We start from the raw sequence: 6,789 nt of genomic DNA, 5'->3' as shown, positions 1-6,789 counted from the left end.
AGCGAACTCATCGCCGAAGAAGAACGCCAACGCCAAGCCTGGCTCGCCCAAAACTACGAACCACCACCCTTCTGAGGCGCCGGGTTCCACGGCGTCAGGCGTGGGGCCCAGGCAGGCACATTGCGGCGGTACTCCTCGTATTGCTCGCCGAACGACTTCAGGAGGGTCGGTTCTTCGTACCAGTGCACGAATGACGCCGTCGCGATCCAGCCGATGACGGCGTAGAGCACCAGCCACGGGCTGTCGAAAAGCAGTGCCTGGCCAAGGATCACCGTGAGCAGTCCGACGTACATCGGGTTGCGCACGAATCGGTTGAACCCCGACACGACAAGCTGTTCCGGCGGCGCGGCCGGCATCGGCGTGCCACCGGCCTTGGCGAACTCGACGAAGGCGTGCACCGGCGGGATGAGGCCGAGCACGATCAACGCCACCCCGAGCGCCACTCGCAGCGGGGGACTGGACCCCGGAATCTCCCATCGGGTGATCAGCCATGGGCCCAGTCCCGCGAAGGTGCCTGGGGCCGCCACGAAGAAAGCCGCCGAGCCAACCGCTGCGGTCGAGGTGCGCACCTACACAGTATTGGCCGGGGGTGGCGCCAATTGGGTCAGTCGCACGCTGTTTCCCGAGGGATCGCGGAATCCGGAGTCGATTCCGTAGGGCATCTGGTGTGGCGGCTCGGTGAACTCGACGCCGCGGGAGGTCATTTCGTCGTAGTCGCGCTGGATGTCGTCGGTCGTGAGGAAGACCGTGCCCGCGAATCCCTTGGCCGTCAGGTCGAGCACTTGTTGGCGGGTGATCGCGTCCATCACCGGCTGGCCCGGCACGGCCATCAAGACCAGGCTGACGTCGTCCTGGCCGGGCGGACCGACTGTGAGCCAACGGAAGTCGCCCATTTCCTCGGGGAAGGACACATCCTGACGCACTTCCATCCCGACCAGGTCGGTCCAGAATTTCAGTGCGGCTTCCTGATCGTGCACCCACAGATGGGCGCTGCCAATTTTCATCATGGCCTCGACGCTACGGTCGGTCCCCGTCGCCCGTCTTCTTCCCGTGTGCTGTCTTGACGCGGCTGTCGGCGGGTCGGCGGGTGTCGCGGCGCAGGATGCAGCTCGGCACGCGGGCGTAGATCGCGGCGGGCGGCATGCTGGCCCGATAGGCGGCCGGCGGTAGTCCGTAGACCCGGGCGAAACTGGTGGTGAACGATCCGACGCTTTGTAGTCCCACCATCACGCAGATGTCGGCCACCGAGCGGTCGGTGTAGCGCAGCAGTGCCGCGGCCCGTTCGAGGCGCCGCGACTGCAGATAGGACCGCGGCGATTCTCCAAACGCCTTGGTGAACATCCTGCTGAAGTGGGCTCGTGACAGTCCGGCCGCGGCGGCCAGGTCGTCGACGGTGATGGCCTCGGCGTAGCGGGCGTCGACCAGATCCTTCGCGCGCTGCAGATAGCGGACGGGCGGAACCTGCGACATGCGATCATTATGGAGCGGATGAGTTGGCTGGGCGGCCGCAGGTCCTACCGGTTCCCGGTGGACTTGAGGAAAGTCCGGACTTCACAGAGCAGGGTGATTGCTAACGGCAATCCGAGGTGACTCGCGGGAAAGTGCCACAGAAAACAGACCGCCACCGGTAACGGTGGTAAGGGTGAAACGGTGCGGTAAGAGCGCACCAGCATTCCGGGTGACCGGAATGGCTAGGCAAACCCCACCCGAAGCAAGGCCAAGAAGACCGCACCTGGTGTGGTCGCGCAGGCGCCCGAGGGTTGCTCGCCCGAGCCTGCGGGTAGGCCGCTCGAGGCACCCGGCAACGGTGTGTCCAGATGGATGGTCGCCGCCTCGCCGCCGTTTAACAGACGGCGGCGAGGGACAGAATCCGGCTTACAGGCCAACTCATCCGCCCGCTCAGTGCGACTTGCGCACCGACCGTTCGAGCTTGCGCAGCGCCTTGTCCAGTTGCGCGCGAGACCGCTGCGCCAGTTCGCCCTCCATTTGGTAGAGCAGCCCGTAGGTGAAAGTGTCCTCGCCCGCCGCGTGGGCGGCCTCGGCCTGACGGCTCAGATGCGCACGGCTGACCACGCTGTCCTGGTGGTCGCCGAGCAGCGTCTGGATGGTCTTGGCGCGCGTCGACACCTTGTCCTTGCCGGTGGCCGCCGCCGTGTACCGAAGTCGCTTGGCGCCCTTGCGGATTCGGTGCAGCGCCTCGTCGCGGTCTTCGTCGGCGGCGGCGGCCGCATGCTTCGCCGCCTTGCGCACCCGCCGGTAGGCCGAATCGATCGTCAGCGCCGCCGGTTCGCTGCCGGGAGCGGCCGGCGGGGGCTCCGCGGCCACCAGACCTTCCAACGCATCCAGAAGCCGGAAGTAGCGCTCGGACCGCATCGCGATCAACGACCGGCGCAGGCCCGACTTGTACTGCTTTTTGGCGCCGTCGACCAACCGCTCCCGCGCCGGGCCGCGTACCAGATCCTCCGGCAGTTCGTCCAGCGCCTTCTCATACCGCTCGGCAAGCACTTCGGCGTCACGGGCGACACCCAGAATCGCTGCCAATTGCCGTAACTCGTCCAGAACCCAGGCGTCGTCGGAGATGCCGAACGCATCCTCCGAGCCCTGCAGCAGGCTGCGGATCTTGCGCGTGGTCACGCGCATCTGATGCACAGCGTCGTACACGTCGGCCCGCACCGCGCGGTCCCACACCACTAGTTGCTCCACCTGCTCGGCCACCGCCCTGTGCACAGGGTCGGCAGGCGGCGCGGCGGCTTCGGGGTCCTCGAGCACCCGCGCCAACTTCGAACCGTGTCCGGCGGGCACAGCGCCCGCGTCGAGCAAGCGGTTCGCCAACCGGTCCAGCAGACCGCGATCGGCGCCCTCGGCGAGTTCCAACTCCCATTCGCGCCACCGCTGCTCGGATTCGTCGTCCTCGGCGCGCGCCACCACGTCGTCATCGCAGAACTCCGCCACCGGGCGACCGTCGGCGCCGTAGAGCATGTCGACCGCGCGACGCGTCGAGATGCGCGCGACGGGCCGCACCGGACGATCACGCACGATGGCCAACACGACGTCCAGCAAGTCGCTCGGCACGCTGTCGTCGTCGCCATCGCCGAGCGGCATCCGCACCTCGGTCCTGGCGTCCGGCCCCGCAGGCAACTTCAGATGCCAACCGGCGTCGGATCCTCCGGTGCGGCGACGCAACGTGACGCGGCGGGCGGCCAGATCGTGGGCGGGCGTGTCGAAGTAAACGGCGTCGAGTTGCTGTGCCGGTTGGCGCTCCACACGCGCGACGGACGACAACCCGTCGAACGACGGGCTCACGGTCGACTCGAACACCTCGAACTTGCGCTCGACCTCCAGATGCCTGGATTTCGCCTGCTCACCCGATTTCGACATGGTGCTCACAGCGTGCCATACATGCCCGGCGAACCTCAGGACGCCCGGCGAAACTCCCCGGCCACATCCCAGGCTCGTCGTTCCTCGGCGAACGCGACCGCTTGCTGCTGGCGGAACGCGGCGATGCTGTCGTCGTTGTCGGCGAGGAAGCCCCGGTAGTCGGCGAGAGAGAACTTGCCGTCGTCGATCGCGACGTCGCCTCGCCCGGCGGCCATCTCGGCGCGCAGGTGCAGCAACTCGTCGGCGCTAACCGGGTAGAAGCTGATCCGGTCGAAATACCGGAGCAGCCATGGTGTTCCGGGCTCGAACGCACGGGCGTCGCCGGGGTGGCGGTGATTCCACACCTGCGTGGTGCGGCCGACGAACTGATAACCGCCGGGACCCTCCATGCCGTAGATGCACAGATACGCGCCGCCGATGCCCACGGCGTTCTCCGGCGTCCAGGTGCGCGCCGGGTTGTACTTCGTGGTGACGAGCCGGTGCCGCGGATCCAGGGAAGTCGCGACGGGTGCGCCGAGGTACACATCGCCGAGTCCGAGGACCAGATACTCGGCGTCGAACACGATGTCGTGCACCTGCGCGACGTCGTCGAGACCGTTCATCCGACGGATGAACTCGATGTTCCACGGGCACCACGGCGCATCGGCCCGCACGCCGTGCATGTAGCGCTGGATGGCCTCGTGGGTGGCCGGGTCATCCCATGACAGCGGCAACCGCACGGTGCGACTTGGCACGATGAGCTGATCGGACGGCGGTAGGTCGGCGTCGAAACCCTGCAGCAGATCCGTGATTTCAGCGATCGACAGCACCGCGGGATCGAACTGCACCTGCAGTGAACGCACGCCGGGCGTGAGTTCGGTGATGCCGGGGACGGCCTGGCCGAGGAGGTGCTCGTAGAGCACATGCACCCTGGCCCGCATTGCGAGGTCGAGCATCATCGGTCCGTACTCCACCAGTACTCCGCCGTCGCCGGTGCGGCGCAGCGTCACATCGGTGCCGTCTGACGCGGAGTAGCGGCCGAGCACACCGTTGTCGGCGTCGCTGGACGTCGAGATCACCAACGGAAACGACGCGCGCCGGTCGGCGTCGATGGTGCGCAGCGACGGTGCCCGGTCCGCGCGGACCGCGACGAACCGCACCGCGTCACCCGGCGCCATCTGGCCGAGCTTCCACCGGTCGCCGCTGACCACGGTGACCGGGCAGACGAACCCACCGAGACTCGGCCCGTCGGGTCCGAGCAGGATCGGGGTGTCGCCGGTGAAATCCAAACTGCCTACGCAGTAGGCGTTGTCGTGGATGTTCGACGGATGCAAACCCGCCTCACCGCCGTCGTTTCGCGCCCACTGCGGCTTAGGGCCCTCCAACCGGACACCAGTGCGATCGGAGTTGAAATGTACCGAGTAGTCGGTGCTGAAAAGCGTTTCGATATCGGCGCGGGTGAAGAACTCGGGCGCAGCGTGCGGGCCTTCGGTCACCGCGATCTCCCACCGGTGACCGATGCTCGGTTGCTCGTCGATGGTGGCTCTCGCAGGACGGGCGTTGGATGGTGCCTGGTCGGGCCCTGCCGTCAGCACATCGCCTTTCCGCAGCGGCCTACCGCGGTGCCCGCCGAACGTGCCGAGCGTGAACGTCGCTGCGCTACCAAGAAATTCAGTCTCCTGCAGACCCCCGGCGATCAGGACGTAGCAGCGCATGCCAGGACCGGTCAACGATGCGACGTCGAGCACCGCACCCGCGGGCACCGTGATCGACTGCCATTGCGGCACGGCCATCCCGTCCAACGTCACGGCCACGGGCGCACCGGTCACACATACCCGCCCGCCGTCCGGAAACCGAAGGGCAGGACCGCTTCTCGTGCATTCCAGCCCCGCTGCGCCCTGCGGGTTGCCGAGCACGCGGTTGCCGATACGGAACGACAGGTCGTCCATCGGACCGGACGGCGGAACGCCGACATGCCAGTACCCGATGCGGCCGGGCCAGTCCTGGACGGTGGTCAGCAATCCGGGCCGCACCACCTCGATGCCAGTCATTGTGCCGAGATCATCATCCGGACCGGAGTCGGGTTGAATCCGTTGCACGGGTTGTTGATCTGCGGGCAGTTCGACACCAGCACCAGCGTGTCGCGCTCGGCGCGCAACGTCAGCGACTTGCCCGGCGCGGACAGTCCGTCGACAATGCCGAGCGTGCCGTCGGACTCGACCGGCACATTCATGAAGAAGTTGATGTTCGACACGATGTCGCGTTTGCCGAGATCCCACTTGGCGCCTTCGGCCAAAAAGTTTTCGACACAAGCGTGTTGGTGCACGGTGTGGTGGCCGTAGCGCAGCGTGTTGGACTCCTTTGAGCATGCGCCGCCGATCGTGTCGTGGTTGCCGACGTCGTCGGCGACGATCGTCATCAACGGCGTGCCGTTCGTGGCGCGGAGCACCGAACCGGTGGTCAAGAAGATGTTGCGCTGCGCGGCGATGGTGGCCTGTGCGCTGTACCGAAGCGCGCGGTCCACCTGCTCATCCGACACGCCGTAGAACAGCGTGTCGACCGCCTGATTGCCTTCCATGTCGATGATCTGCAATGTCTGGCCTGCCCGCACGATCGCCGACCATGGCGCGCAGGCACCGACGACGTGGTCGGTGACGATGATCCGCTCTGTGGTGGTCATTTCGTACCCTCACTGGTTTGCGCTGCGGCCCAAGTGCTTTCGGTGTTGAACAGGGCGCGCAGATATTCGGGATCATCGTTGACGGGGGTGCCGAGTTGTTCGCCTGCGCGCCACGCCAACACATCCAGATCGGTGAGCGCCGGTTCGGGGTCAAGCGGGTGAGCGGTGTTGACCAGCGCGACCACCACCGGCAGGTGGATCAGCAGATCGACCGCCGCGCCGGGACCCGCCGAACCGGTGAACCCCAATGCGCCGTCGTCACCGACGCGTACACCCTTGAAGAACGACACCGACGGCGCGACGTCGCGGACATCGAGGCCGTGTTTGATGGCGGCCAGCAGCATCTTGGCCTGTCCCGCCTCGGTCATCCCGCACAGCGTGTCGTGCCGACCGGAGGTGTCCGCGACCACGGTGGCCAGCACCCGGCCCTGATCGGACAGCAGTGGATGGCCCGCGCCGAGGTAGGCCTGCCACGGCACCTTGACAGTGTCGGCAACGTTGAGTCGCTCCCACGACGCGTCGGAACGAAACAGCAGCAGATGAGCACAGGCGCCGCCGTCGGGATCCACCAACCGCAACCGGGTGCCGCGGCCTAGCACCCTGGTCGCATACGAGCCCGGCGGAATGGCCTCGGCCCACAGCAGATGCGACGGGTCGACGTCGGGCGGCGTGGCGGGCACCCGCATGGTGGCGGTGCGCACCTGAGACCGGGCGTGATCACGCGCTCCGGTCGTCGAGTCGGTACTCAAGGT

At 66.9% G+C, this 6,789-nt stretch carries 7 protein-coding genes and 1 other RNA gene; 1 reads left to right on the top strand and 7 read right to left on the bottom strand.

Going from position 1 to position 6,789, the window contains the following annotated elements; genetic code table 11:
- Window positions 1–53: 53 nt before the first annotated feature.
- Genes A5724_RS18090 through A5724_RS18080 form a run of 3 tightly spaced genes read right to left on the bottom strand, consistent with a single transcriptional unit; the run spans window position 54 to window position 1,470 of the window.
- Window positions 54–569 carry an isoprenylcysteine carboxylmethyltransferase family protein gene (locus A5724_RS18090; protein ID WP_067804844.1) on the bottom strand — a complete coding sequence of 172 codons (516 nt, stop codon included), beginning with the start codon at window positions 567–569 and terminating at the stop codon, window positions 54–56.
- The gene (locus A5724_RS18085) at window positions 570–1,007 is read right to left on the bottom strand and encodes a VOC family protein (RefSeq protein ID WP_067804842.1); all 438 of its coding nucleotides are present in this window, start codon (window positions 1,005–1,007) and stop codon (window positions 570–572) included. It abuts the gene before it with no gap.
- A 10-nt stretch (window positions 1,008–1,017) separates the two neighbouring features.
- Entirely contained in the window at window positions 1,018–1,470 is a 453-nt protein-coding gene (locus A5724_RS18080; RefSeq protein ID WP_067804839.1) for a helix-turn-helix domain-containing protein, read from the bottom strand.
- A 19-nt stretch (window positions 1,471–1,489) separates the two neighbouring features.
- Between A5724_RS18080 and rnpB the strand changes: the two genes are divergently transcribed.
- Window positions 1,490–1,894, top strand: an RNA gene (gene rnpB / locus A5724_RS18075) — RNase P RNA component class A.
- Window positions 1,895–1,899: 5 nt separating this feature from the next.
- Here rnpB and A5724_RS18070 read toward each other — a convergent pair.
- From A5724_RS18070 to A5724_RS18055, 4 genes are read right to left on the bottom strand one after another with little or no spacing between them, the layout of a single operon-like run.
- On the bottom strand, window positions 1,900–3,378 hold the full coding sequence (locus A5724_RS18070; RefSeq protein WP_067804852.1) for a CYTH and CHAD domain-containing protein: 1,479 nt from the start codon (window positions 3,376–3,378) through the stop codon (window positions 1,900–1,902).
- A gap of 35 nt (window positions 3,379–3,413) precedes the next feature.
- Window positions 3,414–5,408 carry a 5-oxoprolinase/urea amidolyase family protein gene (locus tag A5724_RS18065; RefSeq protein WP_067804836.1) on the bottom strand — a complete coding sequence of 665 codons (1,995 nt, stop codon included), beginning with the start codon at window positions 5,406–5,408 and terminating at the stop codon, window positions 3,414–3,416.
- Window positions 5,405–6,037 (bottom strand): urea amidolyase associated protein UAAP2, encoded by a 633-nt coding sequence (locus A5724_RS18060; protein WP_067804833.1) that lies wholly within the window; start codon window positions 6,035–6,037, stop codon window positions 5,405–5,407. Before A5724_RS18060 ends, A5724_RS18065 begins: the two co-directional genes overlap by 4 nt.
- A complete protein-coding gene (locus tag A5724_RS18055) occupies window positions 6,034–6,786 on the bottom strand; it encodes a DUF1989 domain-containing protein (protein ID WP_067804831.1) in 753 nt (250 codons plus the stop codon). The genes A5724_RS18060 and A5724_RS18055 overlap by 4 nt, the downstream gene beginning before the upstream one ends.
- Window positions 6,787–6,789 lie beyond the last annotated feature (3 nt).

The sequence above is a fragment of the Mycobacterium sp. ACS1612 genome, assembly GCF_001667505.1.
Lineage (GTDB): Bacteria > Actinomycetota > Actinomycetes > Mycobacteriales > Mycobacteriaceae > Mycobacterium.
Note: the sequence above shows the minus strand (reverse complement) of the source record. Positions and strands in the feature narration are given on the sequence as shown.